The sequence below is a fragment of the Leisingera sp. S132 genome (assembly GCF_025144465.1).
Classification (GTDB): Bacteria; Pseudomonadota; Alphaproteobacteria; order Rhodobacterales; family Rhodobacteraceae; genus Leisingera.
Genome location: NZ_CP083553.1, coordinates 2,837,513 through 2,863,187 on the forward strand (window position 1 = coordinate 2,837,513; position 25,675 = coordinate 2,863,187).

27 protein-coding genes are annotated in these 25,675 nt (G+C 64.5%); 14 read left to right on the forward strand and 13 right to left on the reverse strand.

All coding sequences use genetic code 11. From position 1 onward, the window contains the following. Nucleotides 1–201: 201 nt before the first annotated feature. The 5 genes from K3725_RS14110 to K3725_RS14130 all read left to right on the forward strand — a co-directional run bounded on the left by K3725_RS14110 (nt 202) and on the right by K3725_RS14130 (nt 4,722). A complete protein-coding gene (locus K3725_RS14110) occupies nt 202–864 on the forward strand; it encodes a PRC-barrel domain-containing protein (RefSeq protein ID WP_260015937.1) in 663 nt (220 codons plus the stop codon). A 101-nt stretch (nt 865–965) separates the two neighbouring features. Further along, nucleotides 966–1,781, forward strand: coding sequence for a hypothetical protein (locus K3725_RS14115; RefSeq protein WP_260015938.1), 816 nt, complete (start codon nt 966–968; stop codon nt 1,779–1,781). 273 nt (nt 1,782–2,054) lie between these two features. Beyond that, nucleotides 2,055–2,918, forward strand: a complete 864-nt coding sequence (locus tag K3725_RS14120) for an S-methyl-5'-thioadenosine phosphorylase (RefSeq protein ID WP_260018616.1) — start codon at nt 2,055–2,057, stop codon at nt 2,916–2,918. Between the two features lie 128 nt (nt 2,919–3,046). After that, nucleotides 3,047–4,057, forward strand: a complete 1,011-nt coding sequence (locus K3725_RS14125) for a DUF418 domain-containing protein (RefSeq protein ID WP_260015939.1) — start codon at nt 3,047–3,049, stop codon at nt 4,055–4,057. A gap of 125 nt (nt 4,058–4,182) precedes the next feature. Beyond that, nucleotides 4,183–4,722, forward strand: a complete 540-nt coding sequence (locus tag K3725_RS14130; protein WP_260015940.1) for an adenine phosphoribosyltransferase — start codon at nt 4,183–4,185, stop codon at nt 4,720–4,722. A gap of 218 nt (nt 4,723–4,940) precedes the next feature. Here K3725_RS14130 and K3725_RS14135 read toward each other — a convergent pair whose 3' ends face one another. From K3725_RS14135 to coxB, 11 genes are all read right to left on the reverse strand, one after another. After that, nucleotides 4,941–6,359 (reverse strand): FAD-binding oxidoreductase, encoded by a 1,419-nt coding sequence (locus K3725_RS14135; RefSeq protein WP_260015941.1) that lies wholly within the window; start codon nt 6,357–6,359, stop codon nt 4,941–4,943. Nucleotides 6,360–6,400: 41 nt separating this feature from the next. Further along, the gene (locus tag K3725_RS14140) at nt 6,401–7,225 is read right to left on the reverse strand and encodes an MBL fold metallo-hydrolase (protein WP_260015942.1); all 825 of its coding nucleotides are present in this window, start codon (nt 7,223–7,225) and stop codon (nt 6,401–6,403) included. Nucleotides 7,226–7,497: 272 nt separating this feature from the next. Beyond that, nucleotides 7,498–8,088, reverse strand: a complete 591-nt coding sequence (locus tag K3725_RS14145) for a GNAT family N-acetyltransferase (protein WP_260015943.1) — start codon at nt 8,086–8,088, stop codon at nt 7,498–7,500. After that, a complete protein-coding gene (locus tag K3725_RS14150) occupies nt 8,088–9,350 on the reverse strand; it encodes a pitrilysin family protein (RefSeq protein WP_260015944.1) in 1,263 nt (420 codons plus the stop codon). Before K3725_RS14150 ends, K3725_RS14145 begins: the two co-directional genes overlap by 1 nt. After that, nucleotides 9,347–10,735 (reverse strand): threonine synthase, encoded by a 1,389-nt coding sequence (gene thrC, locus K3725_RS14155; RefSeq protein ID WP_260015945.1) that lies wholly within the window; start codon nt 10,733–10,735, stop codon nt 9,347–9,349. The genes K3725_RS14150 and thrC overlap by 4 nt, the downstream gene beginning before the upstream one ends. A 20-nt stretch (nt 10,736–10,755) precedes the next feature. Then, complete coding sequence (locus K3725_RS14160; RefSeq protein ID WP_260018617.1) at nt 10,756–11,418, reverse strand: SURF1 family protein; 663 nt, start codon at nt 11,416–11,418, stop codon at nt 10,756–10,758. Between the two features lie 101 nt (nt 11,419–11,519). Then, the gene (locus K3725_RS14165; protein WP_260015946.1) at nt 11,520–12,329 is read right to left on the reverse strand and encodes a cytochrome c oxidase subunit 3; all 810 of its coding nucleotides are present in this window, start codon (nt 12,327–12,329) and stop codon (nt 11,520–11,522) included. A gap of 23 nt (nt 12,330–12,352) precedes the next feature. Continuing rightward, entirely contained in the window at nt 12,353–12,940 is a 588-nt protein-coding gene (locus K3725_RS14170) for a cytochrome c oxidase assembly protein (protein ID WP_260015947.1), read from the reverse strand. Beyond that, nucleotides 12,940–13,104, reverse strand: a complete 165-nt coding sequence (locus tag K3725_RS14175) for a cytochrome C oxidase assembly protein (protein ID WP_260015948.1) — start codon at nt 13,102–13,104, stop codon at nt 12,940–12,942. Before K3725_RS14175 ends, K3725_RS14170 begins: the two co-directional genes overlap by 1 nt. A 1-nt stretch (nt 13,105) precedes the next feature. Continuing rightward, complete coding sequence (cyoE, locus tag K3725_RS14180) at nt 13,106–14,047, reverse strand: heme o synthase (RefSeq protein ID WP_260015949.1); 942 nt, start codon at nt 14,045–14,047, stop codon at nt 13,106–13,108. A 97-nt stretch (nt 14,048–14,144) separates the two neighbouring features. Further along, nucleotides 14,145–14,990 (reverse strand): cytochrome c oxidase subunit II, encoded by an 846-nt coding sequence (gene coxB / locus K3725_RS14185; RefSeq protein ID WP_260015950.1) that lies wholly within the window; start codon nt 14,988–14,990, stop codon nt 14,145–14,147. Between the two features lie 195 nt (nt 14,991–15,185). On the opposite strand from coxB, the gene tldD reads away from it, so the two are divergent. The 3 genes from tldD (at nt 15,186) to topA (ending at nt 20,842) form a co-directional block, all read left to right on the forward strand. Beyond that, the gene (gene tldD / locus K3725_RS14190) at nt 15,186–16,607 is read left to right on the forward strand and encodes a metalloprotease TldD (protein WP_260015951.1); all 1,422 of its coding nucleotides are present in this window, start codon (nt 15,186–15,188) and stop codon (nt 16,605–16,607) included. A gap of 231 nt (nt 16,608–16,838) precedes the next feature. Further along, nucleotides 16,839–18,020, forward strand: coding sequence for a DNA-processing protein DprA (gene dprA / locus K3725_RS14195; protein ID WP_260015952.1), 1,182 nt, complete (start codon nt 16,839–16,841; stop codon nt 18,018–18,020). A 179-nt stretch (nt 18,021–18,199) separates the two neighbouring features. After that, a complete protein-coding gene (gene topA / locus K3725_RS14200; protein ID WP_260015953.1) occupies nt 18,200–20,842 on the forward strand; it encodes a type I DNA topoisomerase in 2,643 nt (880 codons plus the stop codon). Here topA and K3725_RS14205 read toward each other — a convergent pair. Then, the gene (locus K3725_RS14205; protein ID WP_260015954.1) at nt 20,839–21,426 is read right to left on the reverse strand and encodes a TetR/AcrR family transcriptional regulator; all 588 of its coding nucleotides are present in this window, start codon (nt 21,424–21,426) and stop codon (nt 20,839–20,841) included. The genes topA and K3725_RS14205 overlap by 4 nt on opposite strands. Before the next feature lie 65 nt (nt 21,427–21,491). Here K3725_RS14205 and K3725_RS14210 point away from each other — a divergent pair, with 65 nt between their 5' ends. From K3725_RS14210 to K3725_RS14220, 3 genes are all read left to right on the forward strand, one after another. Beyond that, nucleotides 21,492–21,917, forward strand: a complete 426-nt coding sequence (locus tag K3725_RS14210; RefSeq protein WP_260015955.1) for a VOC family protein — start codon at nt 21,492–21,494, stop codon at nt 21,915–21,917. A gap of 137 nt (nt 21,918–22,054) precedes the next feature. Then, the gene (locus tag K3725_RS14215; RefSeq protein ID WP_260015956.1) at nt 22,055–22,780 is read left to right on the forward strand and encodes a CoA transferase subunit A; all 726 of its coding nucleotides are present in this window, start codon (nt 22,055–22,057) and stop codon (nt 22,778–22,780) included. Continuing rightward, entirely contained in the window at nt 22,780–23,409 is a 630-nt protein-coding gene (locus K3725_RS14220; protein WP_260015957.1) for a 3-oxoacid CoA-transferase subunit B, read from the forward strand. The genes K3725_RS14215 and K3725_RS14220 overlap by 1 nt, the downstream gene beginning before the upstream one ends. 489 nt (nt 23,410–23,898) lie before the next feature. Here K3725_RS14220 and K3725_RS14225 read toward each other — a convergent pair whose 3' ends face one another. Then, entirely contained in the window at nt 23,899–24,711 is an 813-nt protein-coding gene (locus K3725_RS14225) for a lytic transglycosylase domain-containing protein (RefSeq protein WP_260015958.1), read from the reverse strand. On the opposite strand from K3725_RS14225, the gene K3725_RS14230 reads away from it, so the two are divergent. From K3725_RS14230 to K3725_RS14240, 3 genes are all read left to right on the forward strand, one after another. Next, the gene (locus K3725_RS14230) at nt 24,602–25,003 is read left to right on the forward strand and encodes a hypothetical protein (RefSeq protein WP_260018652.1); all 402 of its coding nucleotides are present in this window, start codon (nt 24,602–24,604) and stop codon (nt 25,001–25,003) included. The genes K3725_RS14225 and K3725_RS14230 overlap by 110 nt on opposite strands. A gap of 65 nt (nt 25,004–25,068) precedes the next feature. Then, nucleotides 25,069–25,278: a hypothetical protein gene (locus K3725_RS14235; RefSeq protein ID WP_260015959.1), complete on the forward strand. Its 210-nt coding sequence runs from the start codon at nt 25,069–25,071 to the stop codon at nt 25,276–25,278. A gap of 117 nt (nt 25,279–25,395) precedes the next feature. Then, nucleotides 25,396–25,608, forward strand: coding sequence for a hypothetical protein (locus tag K3725_RS14240; protein ID WP_260015960.1), 213 nt, complete (start codon nt 25,396–25,398; stop codon nt 25,606–25,608). Nucleotides 25,609–25,675: the final 67 nt, after the last annotated feature.

The window sequence follows — 25,675 nt, forward strand, 5'->3', positions numbered from 1 at the left end:
TGTTCGCCGCCCGCCCCTAGCGGAAATCTGCCAACGGGGCAAGGGCGCGGGGTATTTGCGCCCCTCCACCCTCCCCGCCTGCCTTTGCCCGGCAGCACCGCAGCATCTTTTCTGAAATCCCGCGGGAACCGAACCCCGCGCAGGACGTTTCTCCGATGAGTACTCACGCACAAGCCACCAACACACCGAGGAGTGAACGCTATGAAAAAGCTGCTACTTTCCACGGCGGTTGCCGCCGTGACCGTCTTCCCCGCCTTTGCCTCCGATACCACCGTTGAGGACGCGGCAGAGGCAACCGCCGAACAGGGCGCTGAACTGGCGTCCGACGCCGCCAACGCGGCTGAACAAGCCGGCGGGGCAATTGCCGAGGAAACCAGCGAAGCGGCAGCCGAGGCGGAAGCGGCAGCGGAAGCTGCGGCAGAAGAGATCGCCCAAGAGGCTGCAGAGGCCGAAGCTGCGGTGGAAGCCGGGACCGAGGCAAGCGCTGCCGCCGAAGCCGGGTCTGCCGAAACCATGTCTGATACCGGAACCACCGCCGCGATGCAGCCCCGCACCCCGATTGAGCGCGACGGCTACATGACTGCGGAAGAGACTGATCTGACCGCCGGGAAGCTGACCGGCGCTGCCGCCTATGACGCCAATGACGAATGGATCGGCGAGGTCTCCGAACTGCTGCTGACCGACGAAGGCAAGGTCAAATCCGCAGTCATCGACGTCGGCGGTTTCCTGGGTCTTGGCGAAAAGCCGGTTGAGCTGGAGCTGTCCAAGATCGACATCCTGCGCGCCGGCGACGGCTCCGACCTGCGGGTCTACATCCCGATGACCGAGGCAGAACTGAAGGCAATGCCCGACTACGAGGGCTGACCCCGCCCGCCCTGCCCCTGCTGACCACCGAGACCCCGCCCCCCGGCGGGGTCTTCGCGTTTCCGGGCGGCTATAGCCGCACTGTTCTGCACACAAACCAATTGGCCAGAGGCGCTGAAGTGAAGCTTTTGGGGTTGAAAAGCAGGGAAGACTTGCGCTTACCGCCGGAACCGGCCCATGTCCTTGATGGAAATTTTGAAACATTGCAGGACGCTGCGCCGCACATTGATCTGCTCGCGGAGCACAACAGCCGCATATTTTTGGATAAGCATAAGGAAGCCACCATGGCGGAAGGTGATTTTTGGGTCTCGGCAGTCTTGAACGATTCAAGCCGTGTGGTCGGCACTGATATCGACCGCTCCGAACCGGCTTGGCCGGCCACCAGGCGGGGAGACGTGCCTGCGGCGGAGGAATTGCCAATCCGGATTTATGCGAAGTACAGGAACCAGAAGTTCCCCAAGAAAATGCCCGAGCTGTTCTTCGGTAAAGGCGGCACCAAGATTTCCCCGCGGCTTGCTGCAATATTCAGGCAATTCAACCTTGGCTCCACATGGATCTGCCCGGCAGAGTTATACCGGCATGACCGGGTAACCCGGGTTGACCGCGACTTCTCGATTATTGCGGGCTGGGACAATCCCAATTTCCTGGTGGAGGAAGAAAGCCGGGGACTGCGAGGGCACACGAAGACACGGCACCTGCCCAATCCTGCGCCGCCAAAAGCTTGGCGCATGCCTTGGGACATGAAAGACGGCGACATCGCAATTGCCCCAAGACAGCTTGATGGGTTGGATTTTTGGTATGACCCAAAACTCCTGGGCGGGCTGTTCTTCAGCGACAGGCTGAAAGCAGCGCTCTGCGACGGCGGCTACGCGCGCCTGTTCAAATTCCGCAAATGCCGGGTGCTTCCGCTTCACTAAGGCATACTTGCCACCCCGATGCCCCACACCCTCAGGTGCGGACAGGCTGCCTTCATCTTTCCCCAAATACTCGCGTCCCGCTGCCCGGCAGGCGGCTTTGCCGCCGGGAGGGGAGGCTCCCCCGCCTTCGGCAGCCACCCGGTGCACAGGGGGTGCACAAGGGGTGCACGCATGTCACCCCCTGTTGACCGCCCCGCTCTTGCCAAATCCCGCCCCGCTTGCGCATATCCAAAACCAGCAGCAACAGGAGGGCAGGATTTGACACAGGAAACCATGATCGCCGTGATCGGCGGCTCCGGCATCTATGAAATCGACGGGCTGGAGGATGCCAACTGGACCACGGTCGAAACGCCCTGGGGCGCGCCGTCGGACCAGATCCTGACCGGCACGCTCGACGGCGTCAAAATGGCCTTCCTGCCCCGCCACGGCCGCGGCCATGTGCATTCCCCGACTGAGGTTCCCTACCGCGCCAATATCGACGCGCTGAAGCGGCTGGGAGTGACGGATGTGTTCTCCGTCTCCGCTTGCGGCTCCTTCCGCGAGGAGATGGCACCTGGTGATTTTGTTGTTGTGGATCAGTTCATTGACCGCACCTTTGCACGTGAAAAAAGCTTCTTTGGCACCGGCTGCGTCGCCCATGTCAGCGTCGCGCACCCGACCTGCGCGCGGCTCTCGGACGCGGCAGAGGCGGCGGCGCGCGATGCCGGCGTCAAGGTCCACCGCGGCGGCACATACCTGTGCATGGAGGGGCCGCAGTTCTCCTCGATGGCCGAGAGCAAGATGTACCGCGAACACTGGGGCTGCGACGTCATCGGCATGACCAACATGCCCGAGGCCAAGCTCGCCCGCGAGGCGGAGCTGTGCTACGCCTCCGTCGCCATGGTCACCGATTACGACAGCTGGCACCCGGAGCACGGCGCGGTGGAAATCACGGATATCATTGCCACTTTGCAGGGCAACTCCGCCAACGCCCGGGCACTGGTGCGCCGCCTGCCCGGCCTGTTGGGCAAGGACCGGCAGGCCTGCCCGCATGGCTGCGACACCGCGCTGGAATACGCCATCATGACCGCCCCGGAGAAACGCGATCCGGCACTGCTGGCCAAGCTGGACGCGGTCGCGGGCCGGGTTCTGGGCTGACCGGCAGCCCTTGCATTCAGCAACACAGGGGGGCGGTCTTTTCAGGCCGCCCCTTTTCTTTGCCGCCGGCAGTTCCTTTATCCTAGCAGGACAAGCTCTTTTCACATTCCTGATTTCACGGGGTTTTCATGCGTTTGCACGGATTGGACATCGCCCGCTTCCTGGCCTTCTGCGGCATGGTGCTGGTGAACTTCCGCATTGCAGCAGGGGTGACGCCGGGCACGGACACCGCATCCCTGCTCACCAGCGCACTGGAGGGGCGCGCCGCCGCGCTGTTTGTGGTGCTGGCAGGCATTGGCCTGTCGCTGGGCCGCCCGGACCGCATAACAGTCTTCCGCCGGGCCGTGTTCCTGTTTGTGATCGGGCTCCTGAACCTCACCATCTTCGAGGCCGACATCCTGCATTTCTACGCGCTCTACTTCCTGCTGGCGCTGCCGTTCCTGACCGCCCCCGGGCGGATGCTCCTGCGGGCCGCGGCCATGATCCTGCTCATCGGGTTCGTCAGCGTGATCAGCCTGGACTACGAGGCGAATTGGGACTGGAAGACCCTCACCTATGCGAACTTCTGGACCGTCGAAGGCTTCCTTCGCCATTCCCTGTACAACGGCTGGCACCCGGTGTTTCCCTGGGCCGCCTTCCTGTTTCTGGGAATGTGGGCCGGGCGCCTTCAGCTCTCCAGCCGCCGGGTGCAGGCGCATCTGGTCCTGTGGGGAGCTGCAGCCGCGGTATTGGGCACCGTTCCCGGCATGCTGGTACAGGACCCGGAACTGGCAGAGCTGTTCGGCACCAGCGCAATCCCGCCCGGCCCCTTTTACATCCTGTCGGCCTCCGGCAGCGCGCTGGCGGTCACCGGGCTGGTGCTGGCCCTCACGCCTGCGCTGGACAAGGCCGGGCTGGCGGATTGGCTGGCCGCGCCGGGACGGCAGGCGCTCAGCCTCTATGCGGCGCATATCCTTTTGGGCATGGGCACGCTGGAGGCCATGGGACAGCTGGACGGCGCGCTCAGCCCGGCGCAGATCTTCGGCTTCTCGCTGGGGTTCTGCGCGCTGTCCATGGTGCTGGTTTGGGTCTGGAACCTGTTTGCCAAACGCGGGCCTTTGGAGGCGCTGATGCACTGGAGCACAAACCTGGCCCGCTAGTCAGAACACCGCCGCGGGCCGCCGCCTGCTTTCGCTTGCAACAAGGCCCTGGATCGTCCAAACCGCTGCTGGCCTGGCCCGTTGCCGGGCCGTGCCACCGACTTAGCCCGAGGGGAGCCGCGCCGATGCCCAAGAAACCCGCCGTCAAGGACTACATCCGCACCATCGCCGATTTCCCGCATGAAGGGATCATGTTCCGCGATGTGACCACGCTGTTTGCCGATCCGCGGGGTTTTCGCATGGCCATCGACCAGATGCTGCACCCCTATGCCGGCGAGCAGATCGACAAGGTGGTGGGGCTTGAGGCGCGCGGCTTTATCCTCGGTGGCGCCATTGCGCACCAGCTCGGCACCGGCTTTGTGCCGGTCCGCAAGAAGGGCAAGCTGCCCGGCACCACCATCAGCCAGGACTACAAGCTGGAATACGGCGAGGCGATTGTGGAGATCCACGACGATGCCATCCAGCCGGGCGAGAAGATCCTGGTCGTCGATGACCTCCTGGCCACCGGCGGCACCGCGGGCGCGGGCATCAAGCTGATCGAACGGCTGGGCGGCGAGATCGTCTCCTGCGCCTTCATCGTCGACCTGCCGGAACTGGGCGGGCGCAAGCTGCTGGAGGATATGGGCATGGACGTGCATGTGCTCTGCGAGTTTGAGGGCCTCTGAAACTCCTCTCCTGACAGCATCTGTGCGTGGCCGGAAGGCTCCCGCCGGTCAGGCGCCTTTCCGGGAAAGGCTGTTCCCGTTGGGCATGGCCCCTTCAGGCCCCTTGGGCCGGAAGGGGCGCGCCGCGCGGATGCGCGGCGCCGGGCCCAAAGCCGCGAGGCGGTCCGGCACAGCCGGGCAGCCGCGGGTGCGGGAGCCCCCAAAGATACTGAATCAAATCACTGCGCGCGCAGCACCGCGCCCGGGTTCATGATGCCATTGGGATCCAGCGCCTGTTTTATGGCCCGCATCGCTGTCAGCTTGGCCGGGTCGCCATAGCGCTCCAGATCACCGGTCTTCATCCGCCCGACCCCGTGCTCGGCGCTGAAGGAACCGCCGGAGGCCTGCACCAGATCATGCACCGCTTCTTTGACCGCACCGCACAAGGCGTCGTACTCTTCCCGCTTGCGGCCCTTGGCCGGAAACACGTTGTAATGCAGGTTGCCGTCGCCCAGGTGGCCAAAGCAGTTGATGCGGAAATCGCCAAGCCCGGCGACCGCCGCCCTGCCCTGTTCGATAAAGGCCGGGATCTCCGAAATGGGCACCGAAATGTCATGGCTGGACACCGAGCCGATGGCCTTGTTGGCCAGCGGGATATGCTCGCGCACGGCCCACAATGCCTGCCGCTGGCTGTCCGACTGGGCAATCACCCCGTCGCTGGCCAGCCCCGCCGCCTCGGCGGCTTCAAACAGCGCAGCCAAAGTGTCCTCCGCCTCCAGCCCGCGCGGCAGGCCCAGTTCGATCAGCACGCACCACTCCGGCGCCTCAGCAAAGGGCTGGCGGACCTGCGGCAGCGTCTCCGCCAGGAATTCCAGCCCCTGCCGGTGGATCAGCTCAAAGGCGCTCACACCCTCGCCCGCGTGATCCCGCGCGAGGGCCAGCAGATCTATGGCCGCCTGCGGGCCCGCCACGATAAAGACCGCGGTGCCCTGCGACGCCGGGACCGGCGACAGTTTCAGCGCCGCTGCGGTGATCACCCCCAATGTGCCCTCCGCCCCGATCAAGAGGTTCCGCAGGTCATAGCCGGTATTGTCCTTCCTGAGCCGCGACAGCCCGTGCCAGATCTCACCTGAGGGCAGCACCGCCTCCAGCCCCAGGCAGAGGTCGCGGGCATTGCCGTAGCGCAGCACGTTGACGCCGCCCGCATTGGTCGCAAGGTTGCCGCCAATCCGCGCCGAGCCTTCCGCCGCCAGCGACAGCGGGAACAGGCGGCCCGCTGCCTGCGCCGCCGCCTGCACATCGGCCAGAATGGCGCCCGCTTCTGCGATCAGCACATTCTCCCGGGCATGAACCGCCCGGATCGCCGCCATCCGCTCCAGCGAGATCACCAGGGGCGTCGGCCCGTCCGCCATCACCTGACCGCCCACCAGCCCGGTGCCGCCGCCATAAGGCACCACCGGCACCCGCGCAGCATTGGCTTCGCGGACCAGAATAGACACCTCCTCCACGCTGCGCGGCAGCGCCAGCAGCCCCGCCTGCCCCTGATAGCGGCCGCGCGGCTCTTCCAGGTAGCGCGGCTCTGCATCCCGCAAAACGCCCTCAGGCAGCAAGGGGGAAAGACGGGCAGCAAAGGCGGGATCAGCAGGGTTCAGCGTCATGCCCTATCCATGCCGCAAGGCCCCGCGGCTGGCAAGGCGGCTCACTCGCCCTCCAGCAGGTACTTGGGTCGCAGAACATGGATGGTCGGGCGGCCAGGCAGGCTGCGCAGGGAGACAGTCAGCGCGCTGTTGCCCTCGTCCACCACATCAAACTCCGGGCCGATCCGGGCCAGGAAACTCTGCAACGAGTAGTCGCTGAACCAGTGCATCGGAATGATCACCGAGGACCGCAGCCGCCCCAGCACCTCCAGCATCTGATCCAGCGGCAGGGTGATGCCGCCATCCACTGCCGCCATCACCACATCCAGCCGCCCCAGCGCGGCATATTGCTCCGGCGTCGGCACATGGTGCAGGTGGCCCAGATGGCCGATGCACAGGCCCGCGGCCTCAAAGACAAAGATCGAATTGCCGCGCGCCTCCACCCCGCCGAACATGTTGCGGATGTCTGTGGGCACATTGCGGATCAGCATTTCCCCCAGGTCCAGATGATGCTCGATGCCGGCCCCGAACGGCCCCCAGCCCTCCAGCACATGCGGGATGGCTGGGTCGGGATGGGCGGTCCAATGGGTCTCATGGGCGTGGTTCATGGTGACCACATCCGGGATCATCGGCGCAGCGCCGGTGAAGCCGGTGAAATCAGTGACCACATTCAGCCCGCCCTCGGTGCGCAGCAGAAAGGACGCATGGGCGATGTAGCGGATCTGCACGCTGTCCTCAGCCACCGGGTCCTGCCAGCTGGCCTGCTGCAGGTACTCCATCCCCGGCACGGACCGGGCCAGCGCGATGCAATGGCTCTGCCGCCGCTCCTGCGCCTGAAGGGCCGCGGAACACAGAATGAAACACAGGAGAGAGGCAAACGCGCGCATGAGGCAGGTTCTAGGGCGCAAACCGGCATTGTCAGCCCTGATCCCAGAAAATTTGCGCCGTAGGCTCTCCCGCCTGCTGAGGCAGAATTGAAAATTCCGCCCCGCAGTTGGGCGTGGCGCCCTGCGGGCGCAGGGCGCGGGACCGCCAGCCAAGGACGCCGCGCCGCACCGCAGGGGCGGCGCCCGGCCCAACGGGAGCGGCGCATCCCCTGATGCGCCAGCGACGGGCGGGAGCACCTGCTTGGGAGAGTGACCGCCCTCGGGTCCCGCCCCTAGGCCTGCCCCGCCAGTGTCTTGCCGCGGCGGTCGTGGCGCAGGGAGGCATAAAGCACATGGGTGCGCCAGCGGCCGTTGATCTGCAGATAGGACTGGGCAACGCCCTCATACTTGAAGCCGGATTTCTCCAGCAGCCCCCGGGAGGCCTGGTTTTCCGGCAGGCAGGCGGCCTCGATCCGGCTCAGGTCCAGCCTGGTGAAGGCATGATGCACCACCGCGCCGATGGCCTCGCGCATATAGCCCTGGCGGGCAAAGGGCAGCCCGGTCCAATAGCCGAGCGTGCCCGCCTGCGCCGGGCCGCGGCGGATGTTGTCCAGCGTGATCGCCCCCACCAGAACCTGATCCTCGCGCCGGATCAGGAACAGCGGCAGCGCGGTGCCGCCAGCGACCGAGCGGCGCGCCCAGTAGACCCGGTTGGTAAAGCTCTTGCGGCTGAGGTGATCCGCCGCCCAGCTGGGTTCCCACGGGGTCAGATAGGGCTGGCTCTGCAGCCTCAGCGCCGCCCAGCCGTGAAAATCCGCATGCACCGGCGGCCTGAGGGTCAGGCGCTCGGTTTCGATACGGACCTTGCGGCGGGTGAGCAGCATCAGGCGGCGCGCCTCTCCTGCAGCCGTTCCAGCGCCGGGGCATCCGCGACCGGGCCGTACAGCGCCAGCGCCGCAGGCGCCGATACCGCCATGGTCTCAGCCAGCGCCCGCACGTCCTTGGTGGTGACCGCGTTGATGCGCTCCACCGTGCGCTCCAGCGACGGCACCTTGCCCCAAATCTGCACCAGCCGCGCCAGCCGTTCAGCACGGTTCGACGGGCTTTCCAGCCCCATCAGCATCCCGGCCTTCATCTGGGCGCGGGCGCGCTCGACCTCGGCATCGCTCATGTCGTCCGCCGCGCGTTTCATCTCGTCGATGGTGATGCCCGCCAGCTCCGCCAGCTGCTCGCCCGAGGTGCCCGCATAGACCGTCATCGAGCCGGTATCGGCATAAGAGCCCGCCTGCGAGAAGATCGTGTAGCAGAGACCGCGCTTCTCGCGCACCTCCTGGAACAGCCGCGAGGACATGCCGCCGCCAAGCGCACTGGCATAGATCTGCGCGGTGTACATCGACTGGTCGCGGTAGCCCGGCCCCTCAAAGGCCAGCGCGAAATGCGCCTGCTCCAGATCCTTCACCTGCCGCGCCTCGCCGCCGGTGAACTGCGCGCCCTCGGCGGTGAACTCCGGCTTGGCCTCCATATGGCCGAACAGCTGCTCCGCCAGCTTGACCAGCGCATCGTGATCGACGCCGCCCGCCGCTGCCAGAATCATCTGGCCGGGGCCATAGTGTTCACCGACAAAGCGCTGCAGATCCTCGCGGCTGAAGCTGCGCACACGTTCCGCAGGCCCCAGGATCGTCCGCCCCAGCGGCTGCCCGCGGTAGCTTTCCTCCTGCAGCCAGTCAAAGATCACGTCGTCCGGCGTGTCCAGCGACTGGCCGATCTCCTGCAGGATCACCCCGCGCTCGACCTCGATTTCACGTGAATCGAACACCGGATTGAGCAGGATATCCCCGATCACATCCACCGCCAGCGGCACGTCGTCCTTCAGCACCCGGGCGTAATAGGCCGTCACCTCGCGCGAGGTGTAGGCGTTGATGTAACCGCCCACATCCTCGATCTCCTCTGCAATCTGCAGGGCCGAGCGCCGCTTGGTGCCCTTAAAGGCCATGTGCTCCAGGAAATGGGCGATGCCGTTCTGCTCCAGCCGCTCGTGGCGGCCGCCGGCGCTCACCCAGATCCCGACCGCCGCGGATTCCAGGCCCGGCATATGCTCGGAGACGATGCGGAACCCGTTGGCGAGTGTGTGCTGCTGAACTGTCAATGCGCGATGTTCTTTCTGATGTGATCCTCGAGGGCGTCCAGATCGTTGGCGATCCGTGTGACCCGTTCCGGCCTCTCATACAGGTCTGCCATGCGCGCAGGCAAGGGCGGATGAATGCCGCTGGCCTCTTCCACCGCAGCCGGGAATTTCGCCGGGTGCGCGGTGGCCAGCGTGATCATCGGCACCTCTGCGCTGCGATGCTCTTTTGCGACCTTCACGCCAACCGCGCCATGCGGGCACAGCAACTCGCCTGAGGCCGCCAGCTCGGATTTGATGGTCGCCAGGGTTTCCGCCTCGGAGGTGCGGCCGGAAACGTAATTTTCCGCCAGCGCCTGCATCGCGCCTTGCGACACGTCAAAACCGCCGTTCTTCAGCTCATCCATCAGCTGGGCGATGGCTTTGCTGTCCTTGCCATAGGCATAGAACAGCGCGCGCTCGAAGTTGGAGGACACCTGAATGTCCATCGACGGCGAGATCGAGGGCTGGGTTTCGCCCTTGTAATAGCCCTGGCCGGACAGGCAGCGGTGCAGGATGTCGTTCTGGTTGGTGGCAACCACCAGCTGGTCAATCGGCAGGCCCATCTGCTTGGCAATGAAGCCCGCAAAAATGTCGCCGAAATTGCCGGTCGGCACGGTAAAGCTCACCTTGCGCTGCGGCGCGCCGAGCGACACGGCCGAGGAGAAGTAATAAACCACCTGCGCCAGCACCCGCGCGATGTTGATCGAGTTCACACCCGCCAACTTCACGCCGTCGCGGAAGTCGAAGTCGTTGAACATGTCCTTCACACGCGCCTGGCAGTCATCAAAGTCGCCATCCACGGCCAGCGCATGCACATTGGCGTCCTGCGGCGTGGTCATCTGGCGGCGCTGCACCTCAGAGACACGGCCATGCGGGTAGAGGATGAACACATCCACATTGCTGAGGCCCCGGAAGGCTTCCATCGCCGCCGATCCGGTATCGCCGGAGGTGGCGCCCGCAATGGTCACCCGGTCGCCGCGGCGCTCCAGGGCGGATTGGAACAGCTGGCCGATCAGCTGCATCGCAAAGTCCTTGAACGCCAGCGTCGGGCCGTGGAACAGCTCCAGCAGGAAATGGTTCGGTGCCAGCTGCTTCAGCGGCGCGCGGGCAGCGTGGCCGAACCCCTCGTAGGCGCGGGCGATGATGGCGCGGAACTCCTCATCGGTGAAGCAGTCGCCGATGAAAGGGCGCATGACGCGAAAGGCGGTTTCCTCGTAGGACAGCCCAGCCAGCGCCGCGATGTCGCCCTCGGACATCCGCGGGATCTCAGACGGCACATACAGTCCGCCATCACGCGCGAGGCCGGTCAGCATCGCATCTTCAAAGGTCAGCTCGGGCGCTTGGCCCCGGGTCGAGATATATTTCATCGCCTTCAGCTCTTTCGGGTTCAGGGGCGGCTGCGCCGCAGGAAGTAGACGGTCATCGCACCCCAGATCAGGGCCAGCGAAAACCAGGTGATCGCATATTGCAAGTGGTTGTTGGGGATGCCCGCAGCCGTCACGGCTTGCGGCGTGACCGCGGCCTCGGGCGCTGCGCTGCGGGCGACAATCAGAACGGGTTCGGTGTTCAGGCGCTCTGCCATATAGGCAACGTCCCGTGCATAGAGGATATTGGTGTCCGGTTCCGGCGCGGGGGTCGTCCAGTCGCCCTCATCCGGCCAGAGAAGATTGCCGGTGACCGTGGCCTGCCCGATGGTGAGAGGTGCGGCCTTTTCAGCAGCAGGGATGAAGCCCCGGTCCAACAGGACACGCCGCCCATCGGTGGTCACGAACGGGGCAATGACCCGGTACCCCGTCTCGGCGTCTTTGGTGACCCAGAACACATGCAGCGCATTGCCTTCGATTTCACCTTCGACGGTAACGGCCCGGTAGCGGTCTTGCTCTTTCACCGGGACCTGCGGCAAAGCCGCCGGTGCAGCCGCGATGCTGGCTTCAATCGTCTGAAGCAGGTCTTCTTTCCAGGCCTTGCGCTGCAGCTGCCAGGTGCCAAGGCCGATCAGTATGGCCAGGCCCGCGCCGCCGATGATCAACAGGAAGATGACACGCTGCATCATCGCTGCTCCGCTTCAAAGTTCAGGGCGCGCAAGGTGTCCCTTGCGCGCCCCGTGTGTGGCCTCATGCCTGCGGATAATCAACCGCAAACATGTAACCGTTACAAACCAGAGGTGCCCCAGATGTAGACGGCGAAGAACAGGAACAGCCAGACAACGTCCACGAAGTGCCAGTACCACGCGGCGGCCTCGAAACCGACGTGCTGCTCGGGGGTGAAATCGCCCTTCATCGCGCGGATCAGGCAGACGGTCAGGAAGATGGTGCCGATGACGACGTGGAAGCCGTGGAAGCCGGTTGCCATGAAGAAGTTCGAGTAGAACTCGTCGCCGCCGAACTGCCAGCCTTCGTGCAGCAGGTGGGCATATTCATAGCCCTGCAGCGCGGTGAAGGCGATGCCGAAGGCGATACCGATGGCCAGGCCCTGGATCAGCGCCTTGCGGTCGTTGTTGTGCACCAGCGCGTGGTGCGCCCATGTCACCGCACAGCCGGACAGCAGCAGGATCAGGGTGTTGATCAGCGGCAGGTGGAACGGGTCGACGGCATAGATCTCCGGCGCCACATATTCAGTGCCGACATAGGTCTCCATCGGGTACATGGCGTGTTTGAAGAACGACCAGAACCAGGCGAAGAAGAACATCACCTCGGACATCACAAACAGGATGAAGCCATAGCGCAGGCCGATGCGGACGACCGGTGTGTGGTCGCCGACCTTGCTCTCGGCAACAACTTCCGCCCACCAGGCATAGGCCGAGTAGAGCACGGCAACGAAGCCGATCCAGAACGGCCAGGCAGTGATGCCCTTCATCCAGAACACTGCGCCGACCAGCATGACGAAGGTGCCCAAAGCGGCAGCCAGCGGCCAGATCGACGGCGGCAGAATGTGATAATCGTGATTTTTAGCGTGCGCCATTTAAGTGTCCCTCACCTAGCGGCCTAGTTCGTGGTTGAACCTGCCCCGGTGTTATCCCCGGTGTCGAGAGCGGCGACGCCCTCGGGCAGATCGATTTCATGGAACGTGTACGACAGCGTGATCGTATGCACGTATTTCGCGTCCCGGTCGTCAATGATTTCCGGGTCGACATAGAAGGTCACGGGCATCTGCACCCGCTCCCCCGGCTGAAGCACCTGCTCGGTAAAGCAGAAGCAGTCGATTTTCGAAAAGAACCCGCCGGCCTGATAAGGCGCCACATTATAGGACGCCTGCCCTGCCACGGGCCGGTCGGTCGGGTTGTAAGCTTCGTAAAAGGCCAGGCCGGTTTCGCCCAGGCGGATCTCCATCTCGCGCTGCATCGGCTTGAACTCCCACGGCATGCCGCGTTCCTTGGAGCCGTCAAAGCGGACCTTGATGGTCTGGTCCAGAACCGTATCCGACCCCGCGCTGGCCACGCCGGTGACGCCGCCAAAGCCGGTGACGCGGCAGAACCAGTCATAAAACGGCACCGACGCCCAGGACAGCCCGCCCATCAGGACGACGACGCCGACCAGCTGAACAACAGTCTTCCTGGGTCCCTGCAGCGCCATCAGTTCTGCTCCCCCTGTGCGTCGGGAAACTTGAAGCTGGCCGAGGTCACCTTGACCATGGTCAGCGCCATGATCAGCACCACGAAGGCCGCCAGCAGAATGCCGACGCCCTTGTTCAGGCCGGACCGGCGCTTGTGGATCTCATGTTCCTTGCGCAGGGCCATCTTACCAGCCTCCCAAGCCATAGGGCTTCAGCAGGGCCTCGGCCAGGATGGCGCCGAAATGCAGGAACAGATACAGCAGAGACAGCTTGAAGAAACTGCGCTCAACCTTGAAATTGTCGGCCTCGGAATCATCCTCGTCGCGGCGGGTGATCTTCCAGGCGCCATGCAGGAACAGCGCGTTCAGCACCAGCGCCACGGCCAGATACAGCGGCCCGCCGATGCCGGAGAACGCAGTGCCAACAGCCAGCACGGCCAGCAGCACGGTATAGGCCAGAATGTGGACGCGCGTGGAGCGGCGGCCATGGGTCACCGTCAGCATCGGCACCCCCGCGTCGTCATAGTCAGAGCGCATGAACAGCGCCAGCGCCCAGAAATGCGGCGGCGTCCACATAAACGTCAGCAGGAACATCAGCCAGGGCTCAACCGACATGGTGCCGGTGGCAGCAATCCAGCCAATGACCGGCGGGAACGCCCCGGCGGCACCGCCGATGACGATGTTCTGCGGCGTCGCCCGCTTCAGCCACATGGTGTAGACCACCACGTAAAAGAAAATGGTGAAGGCCAGGAACGCGCCGGCAAAGACGTTGGCGGCCAGCGCCAGCATGATCACCGACAGGCCCGACAGCGCCAGGCCGAACGCCAGCGCCTCGCCGGCCTCAACCTTGCCGGCCGGGATCGGACGCGACTTGGTGCGCTTCATCACCTTGTCGATATCCGCGTCCCACCACATGTTCAGCGCGCCGGAGGCACCGCCGCCAATGGCGATGAACAGGATCGCGCAGAAGCCGACAACCGGATGCACGGAAACCGGCGCGGCCAGCAGCCCGACCAGAGCGGTGAACACCACCAGCGACATGACACGAGGCTTCAGCAGGGCGAAATAATCGCCAAAGCTGGCCTCGTCCTCATATGCCCGGCTTGCGTTGATGCTTGCGTCGCTCATCTTGGGTCCTTTGGCGGCAACGGGTGCGCAAGCTTGCGCACCCAGGTCTTGTCACTGTGCGGCACGGCGCCCCCTCGGGGCCCCTGCAACCAGGGGATCAGTTGGAAGCGACCTGATAGGCCTGCGGGATGCCCGCGTATTCTTCCTTGGCGCCTTCCAGCCAGGCGTCATATTCGGCTTGGGTCACCACTTTGACGGTGATCGGCATATAGGCGTGGTCCTTGCCGCACAGCTCGGAGCACTGGCCGAAGTAGATGCCTTCCTTGCCCTCGTCGACCTTGAACCACAGCTGGGCCAGACGGCCGGGAACCGCGTCCTGCTTCACGCCGAAGGCCGGGATGGTCCAGGAGTGGATCACGTCGGCGCCGGTCACGTTCATCACGATGGTCTTGCCCGACGGCACCACAACGGCGGTGTCGGTGGCCAGCAGATACTCGTCCTCGGCATAGCCGTTTGCGGCCAGCTGGTCCTTGGGCAGCATGAAGCTTTCAAAGCCGAACTCGTGGTCGGAATACTCATAACCCCAGTACCACTGGTAGCCGGTCACCTTGATGTTGATGTCGCCTTCCGGGATTTCCTGCTGGGCAAACAGCTGCGGCAGCGAGAAGGAGCCGATGAACACCAGCACCAGGATCGGGATCACGGTCCAGGCGATCTCGATCGGGGTGTAGTGGCTGAAGTTTGCCGGGGTCGGGTTGGCGCGCTTGTTGAACCGCAGGATCGCCCACAGCAGCAGACCGGCCACGAACACGCAGATTACGGTGATGATCACCAGGATCATCCAGTCCAGCTTGTGGATCCCTTCCATCAGCGAGGTCGCCGCCGGCTGGAAGTTCAGGCCGCCGTCCACCGGCTTACCAATGGTTTTCAGGCCTTCTTGCGCCATTGCTGGAAGGCTCGAAAGGCCGGCGAAAAGGCCCGAAAGCATCAAAGCGTTTTTCATGTTCTGTCCTGATCGGTTGATCGTATTGTTCCTGCGGCAGCACGAAATGCACGGGAATCAATGATTCCGCAAAACGCACCTGCCCCGTTGTCTTTGATGCAGCTTAAAACCATATTCGGACGTGCAGATAAAGAGGCAGCCAAGCGTCAAACCGTCGCTTTCTTGATTTAGATCAAAAAATCTGAGGACCGTGCCATGGAAAACCCATCCTTCCGACCCTTCGAAACCGCGCTTCCGGAGGATGAGGCCCTGGCCACCCTGCGCGATGCCCTGAACGGCGCCGAGGACGGCGAGATTTTTGCCGAACGCCGCAAGTCGGAGGCGCTCTCCTTTGATGACGGGCGCCTGCGCAGTGCCAGCTACGATGCCTCCGAAGGCTTCGGCCTGCGGGCGGTGAACGGCGATGTCGCCGGGTATGCCCATTCCACCGATGTCTCCATCGCCTCGCTGCGGCGGGCGGCGGAAACCGCGAAACTGGCGGTCGGCGCGGGCGGCGGCACCTACTCGGACGCGCCGCAGGCCACCAACACAAAGCTTTATACGGACGCCGATCCGATCAGCGCCATGCCCTTCCCGGTCAAGGTGGAGACGCTGCGCGAGATCGACGACTATGCCCGCAACCTCGATAAACGCGTGGTGCAGGTGTCTGCCTCGCTGGCCGCCTCCCTGCAGGAGGTGGAGATCCTGCGCGCCGACGGGGTGCGGGTGCGCGATACCCGCCCGATGGCCCGCCTGAATGTCTCCGTCATCGTCGAAAAGGACGGCCGCCGCGAGAGCGGCTCCGCCGGCGGCGGCGGGCGGCTGGGCCTCGACGGGCTGGTCGATCCCGCGCATTGGCAGGCCCAGGTGCAGGAGGCGCTGCGCATCGCGCTTGTTAACCTTGATGCGGTCCCGGCCCCCGCTGGCGAGATGGATGTGGTGCTTGGCCCCGGCTGGCCCGGCATCCTGCTGCACGAGGCAATCGGCCACGGGCTGGAGGGCGATTTCAACCGCAAGGGGTCCTCGGCCTTTGCCGGGCTGATGGGCCAGCAGATCGCCGCCAAGGGCGTCACGGTGCTGGATGACGGCACCATCCCGGACCGGCGCGGCTCCATCACCGTGGATGACGAGGGCACCCCAAGCCAGAAGACCACGCTGATCGAGGACGGCGTGCTGGTCGGCTTCATGCAGGACCGCCAGAACGCGCGGCTGATGGGGGTCTCCCCCACCGGCAACGGGCGGCGGCAAAGCTATGCCCATGCGCCGATGCCGCGGATGACCAACACCTACATGCTGGGCGGCGAGGCCGATCCCGGCGACCTGGTGGCGGGCATCAGGGACGGCATCTGGGCGGTGGGCTTTGGCGGCGGCCAGGTCGATATCACCAACGGCAAGTTCGTGTTTTCCTGCACCGAGGCCTACCGGGTGAAGGACGGCAAGGTCGGCGCACCGGTTAAGGGGGCAACCCTGATCGGCGACGGCGCCACCGCGCTCAAGCAGATCCGCGGCCTCGGCAACGACATGGCGCTGGACCCCGGCATGGGCAACTGCGGCAAGGCCGGGCAATGGGTGCCGGTCGGCGTCGGCCAGCCGTCTGTGCTGATGGGCGGGCTGACAGTCGGCGGGTCTGCTGCGTAAATTCCCGGCGAAACCATGTACTTGCCGCAAAATCCGGGGCCCGGCTGCACAGCCGGCCGGGCCCGGACGCGGCAAGCGCCGCCGCACAACCTTTGCTTGAATGTGAATTTCTTAAGCAGTTTTCGCAACTTAGCAAAAATTTTCAGGGCATTACCAAAAAATTGCCGGGTGTTCACCACCTGTTAACCCCCACAAGGTTAATTCTTGTCCTGCAAACAGGCGGAGCTGCGGATGACCGAAGAAACACTTTCTTCCACTCACCCCCCACTCCCACCCACCACGGAAGATAACCGGTATTCATGGCTTCGCCTTTTGCGCTCCAAACGGGTCGGCCCGGTGACCTTTCACCGGCTGCTCGCAGAATACGGTTCGGCGCAGAACGCGCTGGATGCGCTGCCCGAAGTGGCGCGCTCCGCAGGCATCAAAGGGTATGAAACATGCTCTGCCAAGGCGGTGGACACAGAACTCAAGACCGCAGAAGCCGCCAAAGCGCGGCTTTTGTGCTTTTCGGACCCCGAATATCCCGCCCTGCTCAGGGGCCTCAAAGATGCCCCGCCCCTGCTGTGGGCCATCGGCGACCTGTCGGTGCTGAACCGTCCGGGGATCTCCATGGTGGGCGCGCGCAATGCCTCTTCCCTGGGGGTGCGGATGGCCCGGTCAATGGCCCAGTCCCTGGGCGAGGCCGGATATATCGTGGTGTCCGGCATGGCCCGCGGTATCGACACCGCAGCCCATCAGGCAGCCTTGAAAACCGGCACGATCGCGGTGCTGGCAGGCGGCGCTGACGTGATCTACCCGGCGGAAAACGCAGACCTGGCCGCCCGGATCAGCGAAACCGGGCTGCGGCTGTCGGAACAGCCAATGGGCCTTGCGCCGCAGGCCCGCGATTTCCCCAAGCGCAACCGGATCATCGCCGCCCTGTCGCGCGCGCTGGTGGTGGTGGAGGCCGCCTCCAAATCCGGCAGCCTGATCACCGCGCGGGATGCGCTGGACTATGGCCGCGAGGTGCTGGCGGTGCCCGGCCACCCGTTTGATGCGCGCAGCTCCGGCTGCAACCGGCTGATCCGGGACGGCGCCACGCTGGTGCGTGACGCAAATGATGTTCTGGAAGCCCTGCCGCCGCAGGAAATGCCGACCGTGCAGGCCGCCGCGCCGCAGGACCTGCAGCAGGCGCTGGCCGCCCTGCCGCCGCCACCGCCGCAGCGGCGCAGCCTGGCTGAGACCCACGCCCTGCACCAGCAGATCCTCGGCAGCCTCGGCCCCTCGCCGACATCCGAAACGCAACTGATCCGCGACCTGTCCCTGCCGCCGCAGGACCTTGGACCGGCCCTGACCGACCTGGAACTGGAGGGGGCGATCTGCCGCGACCCCGGCGGCCTGCTGTCCCGGGCCTACCCCGAGGACAAGGATTGACCCCGCCCGCCGGCGCCGCTGACACCGGTACCGCCCCCCGCTGCAACCCGCCCCAGCAGGACCGCAAAGGCTGCACTTGCGCCGCGTCCATTGAGCCCGGATTGACATTCTCCCCTTGCGCCCCACATCCTGCCCCGCCATAGAACCCGGCAAACCGGTCCGAAGAGGTATCAGAATTTATGCCAGTAGTAGTTGTCGAATCCCCGGCCAAAGCAAAAACAATCAATAAATATCTTGGCCCCGACTATACGGTTCTGGCGTCTTACGGGCATGTGCGCGACCTGCCCGCCAAGGACGGATCGGTCGACACCGACAATGACTTCGGCATGACCTGGGAGGTCGCCAACGATTCCCGCAAGCACGTAAAGGCCATCGCCGACGCGCTGAAAGACGACAATGCGCTGATTCTCGCCACCGACCCCGACCGCGAGGGAGAGGCGATCAGCTGGCACCTGCAGGAAGCGTTGACCAAGCGGCGCTCGATCAAGAAGGACACCGCCGTCAGCCGGGTAACCTTCAACGCGATCACCAAGGAAGCGGTGACCGAGGCGATGAAGAACCCCCGCCAGGTCGACATGCCGCTGGTCGAGGCCTATCTGGCGCGGCGCGCGCTGGACTATCTGGTCGGCTTCAACCTGTCGCCGGTCTTGTGGCGCAAGCTGCCGGGCGCGCGCTCGGCGGGCCGGGTGCAGTCCGTCTGCCTGCGGCTGATCGTTGAACGCGAGATGGAGATCGAGGCGTTCAACGCGCAGGAATACTGGTCGGTGCGCGCCAATCTGGCCACGCCGCGCGGCCAGGAATTCGAGGCGCGCCTGACCGTCATGGGCGGCGACAAGCTCGACAAATACAGCCTCAAGAACTCCACCTCTGCCGAAATGGCGGTGCAGGCGGTGGCGTCCCGCAAGCTGTCGGTGCTGTCGGTCGAGGCCAAGCCTGCGGCCCGCAACCCCTCTGCGCCCTTCATGACCTCGACCCTGCAGCAGGAGGCCAGCCGCAAGTTCGGTATGGGTGCCAAGCAATGCATGAGCGCCGCCCAGCGGCTCTATGAGGCGGGCTACATCACCTATATGCGGACCGATGGCATCGACATGGCACCCGAAGCCGTGCAGGCCGCACGCGACGAGATTGCCAAGCGCTATGGCGCGGACTACGTGCCGTCCAGTCCGCGCATCTACAAGAACAAGGCGAAGAACGCGCAGGAAGCGCACGAGTGTATCCGCCCGACCGACATGGGCCGCGATGCCGCCTCGCTGAAGCTGACCGAAGACGACCAGCGCAAGCTCTATGACCTGATCTGGAAGCGGACCCTCTCCTGCCAGATGGAAGGCGCCCGGCTGGAGCGCACCACCGTCGATATCGGCTCCGCCGACCAGCAGGTCGTGCTGCGCGCAACCGGCCAGGTGGTGCTGTTTGACGGCTTCATGCGAGTCTACGAGGAAGGCCGCGACGATGTAGCGGATGAGGACGACAAGCGCCTGCCGCAGATCATGCAGGGCGAGGCGCTGAAATTCGCATCGTCCTTGGCGGCGCAGGCGGACAAGGCCGGCAAGGATGCCTCGGTTCTGTCCGATGACGGCGCCGTGCTGGCACTGCAGCACCACACCCAGCCGCCGCCGCGCTATACCGAGGCGACCCTGGTCAAGCGGATGGAAGAGCTGGGCATCGGCCGCCCCTCGACCTATGCCTCCGTGATCACCACGATCCAGGACCGCGAATACGTCCGCAAGGAAAAGAACCGCCTGTTCCCCGAGGACAAGGGCCGGATCGTTACCATCTTCCTGCTGAACTTCTTCCGCAAATACGTCGGTTACGAATTCACCGCCAACCTGGAGGAAGAACTGGATGACGTGAGCGCCGGCGACCGCAACTACAAGGATCTGCTGGGCCGGTTCTGGCGCGATTTCTCCGCCGCCATTTCGGAAACCTCCGACCTGCGCATCACCGAGGTGCTGGACGTGCTGGACGACGCCCTGGCGCCGCAGCTCTACCCGCCGCGCGAAGACGGCACCGATCCGCGCACCTGCCCGAAGTGCGGCGCGGGCCAGCTGCACCTCAAGACCTCGCGCACCGGCGGGTTTGTCGGCTGCGGCAACTATCCGGAGTGCAACTACACCCGGCCGATTTCCGGCGAAGGCGCAGAAGGTTACGAACGTATTCTGGGCGAGGACGACGGTGACGAGATCCACCTGAAGTCCGGCCGCTTCGGGCCTTATGTGCAGCGCGGTGAGGCGACGCCCGAGAACAAGAAGCCGCCACGCTCCTCGCTGCCCAAACAGGGCAAGGATTTCCTGCCCGGCTGGGGCCCGAATGAGATCACCCTGGAGCAGGCGCTGACCCTCTTGACCCTGCCGCGCGACATTGGCCAGCACCCGGACGGCGGCGCGATCCAGTCCAACCTGGGCCGGTTCGGGCCGTATATTGCGCATCAGCTGCCGGATGAGGAAAAGCCGGTTTACGTGAACCTCAAGGAGACCCTGGACGTCTTTGAGATCGGCATGAACCGGGCGGTGGAGATGCTGGCAGAGAAACGCGCCAACCCGGGCCGCCGCGGCAGCCGGGCTGCCGCCAAGCCGCTGAAGGAGCTGGGCGAACACCCGGAAAGCGGCGGCGCCATCAACATCATGGACGGGCGCTACGGGCCGTATGTCAAATGGGAGAAGGTGAACGCCACCCTGCCCAAGGACGTGGAGCCCAAAGACGTGACCATGGAGATGGCGGTGCAGCTGATCGCCGAGAAATCCTCCAAGGGCGGCAAGAAAAAGGCGGCAGCGAAGAAGCCCGCAGCCAAGAAGAAACCTGCCGCCAAGAAAGCCTCGACCTAAGTCCCCGGTCCGATGGCGGCGCGCATCAGTGCCGCCATCGCCGCCTCGTAAGGCGCCGTCGCAGCGCCTTCGGCAATGGCAAGCGCCGCCCTGTCGAAGGCAGCCGACATCACCGTCGCCAGCGCATCAAGCTCACCTTCTTCCAAGCCCGTGCCGGCAGCCGCAAGCCCCGCGCGCAGCGCATTGCGCCCCCCGCCGGCGTCGATTTCGTCCATCGCGGCAGCTCCTAAAACGGCAGGTCCGTCCACCAGCAGTATGCGGGCGCGGCCCGGCGCGGCTATAGCGGCAAAGAAGGCCCGGCTGCCCGCCTCCAGCCCCTCCCCGCCCGGCACCTTGGCCGCAGCCTCGATTGCCTTGGTAACCGCCTGGGCCTCGGCCTCGGCAACAGCGCGGAACAGCGCCTCCTTGCCATCAAAGTGATGGTAAAGCGCGCCGCGTGTGACCTCCGCGGCCTTGACGATTTCCGGCGTTGAAGTCTCGGCGTAGCCCTTTTCCGAAAACAGAGTGCGGGCGGCAGCGATCAGCCGCTCGCGCATGGCGGCCCGGCGTGCGGTGTTTGGGACGGGGGCATTTCCCTCTTGCATACATGCAGCCTGTATGTTTATTTCCACGTACATACAGCCTGTATGCTTTTCAGAAGAGGTGCAAGATGAAAGTGACTCAATACTACCCGGTGCTGCAAACAAGCGACGTCGCGGGCACCGCCGCATTCTACCAAACCCACTTTGGCTTCCGGCCGGCATTCGAGGCAGACTGGTACGTGCATCTGCAGTCCTGCACCGACCCGGCGGTGAACCTGGCAATCCTGGATGACTCGCACCCCACGATCCCAGAGGCCGGGCGCGGCAGCAGTGCCGGTGTCATCCTGAACTTCGAGGTAGAGGACGCCGCAGCTGAATACACCCGGCTAACCGGCGCTGGCCTGCCGATACTGAAACCGCTTGTGGACGAGGACTTCGGGCAGCGCCATTTCATCACGGCGGACCCGAACGGCGTGCTGATCGATGTTATCACCCCGATCCCGCCCAGCGCAGCCTTCGCGGCCCAATACGCCGAAGACGCCCTGCCCGGCTGAGCCCCGGGCACTGGCGGGCCGCCGGTCAAGGCGGACCGCCCTCCGGTCCGTAGAAATACGCAGCCCTCTCCGTATTCATTGACTCTGCACCGCCCGGGCGCCAGAACTCAGCGCAACCGGCATAATGGGAGATCTCCATGAAAAAGGTATATTCCAGCGCCGCTGAAGCGCTCGACGGGCTGCTTCACGACGGCATGTTCATCGCCGCGGGCGGCTTTGGCCTCTGCGGCATCCCCGAGCTGCTGTTGCAGGCGATCAAGGACGCGGGCACCAAGGACCTGACCTTTGCCTCCAACAACGCGGGCGTTGATGATTTTGGCATCGGCATCCTGCTGCAGACCCGGCAGGTGAAGAAGATGATCTCCTCCTACGTGGGGGAAAACGCCGAGTTCATGCGCCAGTACCTGTCGGGCGAGCTGGAACTGGAGTTCAACCCGCAGGGCACCCTGGCGGAGCGCATGCGCGCCGGCGGCGCGGGCATCCCGGGCTTTTTCACCAAGACCGGCGTTGGCACCGTGATTGCCGAGGGCAAGATGGAGAAGCAGTTCCCCACCGGGCCGGACGGCGCGATGGAGGACTACATCATGGAGGAAGGCATCTTTGCCGACCTCGCCATCATCAAGGCCTGGAAAGCGGATGAGACCGGCAACCTGGTGTTCCGCAAGACCGCCCGCAACTTTAACGCGCCGGCCGCGACCTGCGGCAAGGTCTGCGTGGTCGAGGTTGAAGAGATCGTGCCCACCGGCTCGCTGGACCCGGATGCGATCCACCTGCCCGGCATCTATGTGCACCGCATCATCAAGGGCGACCACGAGAAACGCATCGAACAGCGCACCGTCCGTCAGAAGAAGGAGCAAGCCTAATGCCTTGGGACCGCAATCAGATGGCGGCACGCGCCGCGCAGGAACTGCAGGACGGCTGGTATGTGAACCTTGGCATCGGCATCCCCACGCTGGTCTCCAACTACATCCCCGAGGGTGTGGAAGTGACCCTGCAGTCGGAAAACGGCATGCTGGGCATGGGCCCCTTCCCGATTGAGGGCGAAGAGGATGCCGACCTGATCAACGCCGGCAAGCAGACCATCACCGAACTGCCGCAGACCGCCTATTTCGACAGCGCGCAATCGTTTGCGATGATCCGCGGCGGCAAGATCGCGATGGCGATCCTGGGCGCGATGGAAGTGGCCGAGAACGGCGACCTGGCGAACTGGATGATCCCCGGCAAGCTGGTCAAGGGCATGGGCGGCGCCATGGACCTGGTGGCCGGCGTCGGCCGCGTGGTGGTGGTGATGGATCACGCCAACAAGCATGGCGACAGCAAGGTGCTGAAGGAATGCACCCTGCCGCTGACCGGCCGCGGCGTGGTCGACCGCATCATCACCAACCTCGGCGTGCTGGATGTGGTCGAGGGCGGCTTGAAAATCGTGGAATGCGCCGAGGGCGTCAGCGAAGACGAGCTGCGTGCAGCCACCGAAGCCACCATCGTGGACTGACGCGGCGCTGCTGCCGCGAACATAGCCAAACGCCTGCCTCTGCCGTAGGCCTTCGAGCCGCCGGGGCGCATCTGCCTGGGCGGTTTTTTCTTTTCTGCGGGTCTCTGTTGTTCCGGTCTTTCCGTTCGGTTCTGCGCTGTGTCCCAGTTAAGGGGGCGCCGCCGCCGGATGGAGTTGGACAGACCCCGCCGGGGGCCTGCTCGGACAGGATATCCTGGACGACCCCCTTTTTGTCAGGGCCGGTCTCCGGGGTGTCGCGCAGGCAGCCCAAAGATGCCTGCGCCTCGTATCATGGCCCATGCGCGGAGCCATGGCGGGGGATCGCGATCATCCGGGAGTATGGCAGAGGGGCATGAGGATTGCGTGAAGGGGGCGTACGGTGGGTACGCAACACCCTTTGCCTGGGACAAGCAGCACAGCCCCGCCGGGCGAACACCTGCCCGGGCTCGCCGTCCCAGCCACGATCCGGTTGAGCCGCCGGTTGCAGCGTTAGTTCTGCATCCGGAAGACGCAGCCGTCAGACAGGAACATCTGCGGTGTGGTGCACAATCCGCGCGCCACCTGATAGGCGGCCAGCACCTTGGGCACGTAATCGCGCGTCTCGGCATAGGGCGGCACGCCCTTGTGGCTCCGCACCGCGCCCTCGCCTGCGTTGTAGCCCGCCAGCACCAGCATCGGATCGCCCCCGAACTCCTTCATCAGCCAATCCAGATAGCGGACGCCGCCGGAAATGTTCTGCTTGGCCTCCAGCGCATCGCTGACCCCGAACCGCGCGGCGGTGTCCGGCATCAGCTGCATCAGCCCCTGCGCCCCGGCAGAGCTGACCGCATCAGGTTTACCGGCGGATTCGACGGCAATCACTGCAAGAACCAAGGCCGGAGAGACCTGGGTGCCGGCGCTTTCGGTCAGAATCTGCACGCCGCGCTCCTGTACGATGTCCTGCATCAGCTGCAGCCGCGGGGCTGCCAGCCCCTTGGCGCCTTTGAGGGCCTGCATGGCATCGTCCAGCCTGCCCGGCCCGGCCCCCTCTAGCCCCGGCGCAACCTTGTCCCAGAACCAGGTGTAGCGCCCGGCAGACGGCGCGGCGGGTTGCCCGGCGGCGGGCGCGGCCGGGGCTGCTGTGTCCGCCTCCGGCTCGGGCGCGGGCTCGATCTGCACGGTGATGCGCTTGCCGGACCCCGGTGCGGGCGGTTTGACCCGCTTTGCTTCGAACGCGGGAAAGGGCTTGGGCGCCTCCTGCCCCGCCGCCGTCAGGGGCAAGGCGCACAGGGCTGCCGACAAAATTGCGTTTCGCACGGACATTGCTCTGCCTGCCGTTGGTTTTTATCGCCCGAGACTCGGAAAAGCGGCGGGCGAATACCAGCTTTTCCGCCCCGGAATCTGGCGTAATCGCCATATTTGCCCCCAACTGGCGCGAAAATACCACGGGAGTCCCGCTGGTAATGATTTTTTAACCCCGCAAAAACAGCAAGTTACGGGAGATATTGTTGAAAAGTTAAAATTGGGCAGCGTTTTGCGGCTTTCAGCCCAAATCCTGCCACGCTGCACTGGCTATATGTACTCATCCAAGCCGGACAGGAACCAAAGCTGGTGAGAGAGCAGGTTCCAGAGCGACGGCGGGATGAACCAAATTCTGAGATCCTTTGGAGGGACCAAACTATGATCAAGTTCATCAAAAACTTCCGCAAAGACGAAGACGGCGCCGTGACTGTTGACTGGGTCGTTCTGACCGCAGCTGTTGCCGCTCTGGCTGGCGTTGCATACACCTCGATCAGCGATGGCATCGACACCGTTGCAACCAACACCGGCACCTTCCTGACCGCAACTGGCGGCACCATCGATCAGACCGGTCTGGACCTGAGCCAGTAATTCCAGGCTAACTGAAAAGTTACCTGCTCGGATATGCCAGTTGGCCAAGGGCCGCGCCTTGGAAAAAGGCGCGGCCCATATGCCGTAGAAATCAATACACCCAGGGGAGGAACACCCATGAAGACCATGCTTTCAAGGTTCCTGTCTGACGAGCACGGTGCGGTCACAGTTGATTGGGTTGTTCTGACAGCATCAGTGGTTGGCCTGGGCGCGATGGCAGTGCTGTCGGTAACCGACGGTGTCAGATCGCTCCGCGTTGGAACAGGAGCGTATCTGGAGGCAACGGCCGCCAACGCCAAGACAGTCTATGACGCGCAACTGCAGCAGTAACTGTACACCACTCCCGGTTTGCACAGGTCTCGATAAAACAGCCGGATGTCACCGGCTGTACGTATCA

What these genes read in the sequence shown, in the direction of transcription:
- K3725_RS14165 (WP_260015946.1), bottom strand. Translation starts at nt 12,329, where the DNA reads ATGGCGCACGCTAAAAATCACGATTATCACATTCTGCCGCCGTCGATC.
- thrC (WP_260015945.1), bottom strand. Translation starts at nt 10,735, where the DNA reads ATGAAATATATCTCGACCCGGGGCCAAGCGCCCGAGCTGACCTTTGAA.
- K3725_RS14210 (WP_260015955.1), top strand. Translation starts at nt 21,492, where the DNA reads ATGAAAGTGACTCAATACTACCCGGTGCTGCAAACAAGCGACGTCGCG.
- K3725_RS14125 (WP_260015939.1), top strand. Translation starts at nt 3,047, where the DNA reads ATGCGTTTGCACGGATTGGACATCGCCCGCTTCCTGGCCTTCTGCGGC.
- cyoE (WP_260015949.1), bottom strand. Translation starts at nt 14,047, where the DNA reads ATGAGCGACGCAAGCATCAACGCAAGCCGGGCATATGAGGACGAGGCC.
- K3725_RS14170 (WP_260015947.1), bottom strand. Translation starts at nt 12,940, where the DNA reads ATGGCGCTGCAGGGACCCAGGAAGACTGTTGTTCAGCTGGTCGGCGTC.
- topA (WP_260015953.1), top strand. Translation starts at nt 18,200, where the DNA reads ATGCCAGTAGTAGTTGTCGAATCCCCGGCCAAAGCAAAAACAATCAAT.
- K3725_RS14160 (WP_260018617.1), bottom strand. Translation starts at nt 11,418, where the DNA reads ATGCAGCGTGTCATCTTCCTGTTGATCATCGGCGGCGCGGGCCTGGCC.
- K3725_RS14205 (WP_260015954.1), bottom strand. Translation starts at nt 21,426, where the DNA reads ATGCAAGAGGGAAATGCCCCCGTCCCAAACACCGCACGCCGGGCCGCC.
- K3725_RS14225 (WP_260015958.1), bottom strand. Translation starts at nt 24,711, where the DNA reads ATGTCCGTGCGAAACGCAATTTTGTCGGCAGCCCTGTGCGCCTTGCCC.
- K3725_RS14130 (WP_260015940.1), top strand. Translation starts at nt 4,183, where the DNA reads ATGCCCAAGAAACCCGCCGTCAAGGACTACATCCGCACCATCGCCGAT.
- K3725_RS14235 (WP_260015959.1), top strand. Translation starts at nt 25,069, where the DNA reads ATGATCAAGTTCATCAAAAACTTCCGCAAAGACGAAGACGGCGCCGTG.
- coxB (WP_260015950.1), bottom strand. Translation starts at nt 14,990, where the DNA reads ATGAAAAACGCTTTGATGCTTTCGGGCCTTTTCGCCGGCCTTTCGAGC.
- tldD (WP_260015951.1), top strand. Translation starts at nt 15,186, where the DNA reads ATGGAAAACCCATCCTTCCGACCCTTCGAAACCGCGCTTCCGGAGGAT.
- dprA (WP_260015952.1), top strand. Translation starts at nt 16,839, where the DNA reads ATGACCGAAGAAACACTTTCTTCCACTCACCCCCCACTCCCACCCACC.
- K3725_RS14215 (WP_260015956.1), top strand. Translation starts at nt 22,055, where the DNA reads ATGAAAAAGGTATATTCCAGCGCCGCTGAAGCGCTCGACGGGCTGCTT.
- K3725_RS14110 (WP_260015937.1), top strand. Translation starts at nt 202, where the DNA reads ATGAAAAAGCTGCTACTTTCCACGGCGGTTGCCGCCGTGACCGTCTTC.
- K3725_RS14120 (WP_260018616.1), top strand. Translation starts at nt 2,055, where the DNA reads ATGATCGCCGTGATCGGCGGCTCCGGCATCTATGAAATCGACGGGCTG.
- K3725_RS14145 (WP_260015943.1), bottom strand. Translation starts at nt 8,088, where the DNA reads ATGCTGCTCACCCGCCGCAAGGTCCGTATCGAAACCGAGCGCCTGACC.
- K3725_RS14135 (WP_260015941.1), bottom strand. Translation starts at nt 6,359, where the DNA reads ATGACGCTGAACCCTGCTGATCCCGCCTTTGCTGCCCGTCTTTCCCCC.
- K3725_RS14240 (WP_260015960.1), top strand. Translation starts at nt 25,396, where the DNA reads ATGAAGACCATGCTTTCAAGGTTCCTGTCTGACGAGCACGGTGCGGTC.
- K3725_RS14175 (WP_260015948.1), bottom strand. Translation starts at nt 13,104, where the DNA reads ATGGCCCTGCGCAAGGAACATGAGATCCACAAGCGCCGGTCCGGCCTG.
- K3725_RS14220 (WP_260015957.1), top strand. Translation starts at nt 22,780, where the DNA reads ATGCCTTGGGACCGCAATCAGATGGCGGCACGCGCCGCGCAGGAACTG.
- K3725_RS14140 (WP_260015942.1), bottom strand. Translation starts at nt 7,225, where the DNA reads ATGCGCGCGTTTGCCTCTCTCCTGTGTTTCATTCTGTGTTCCGCGGCC.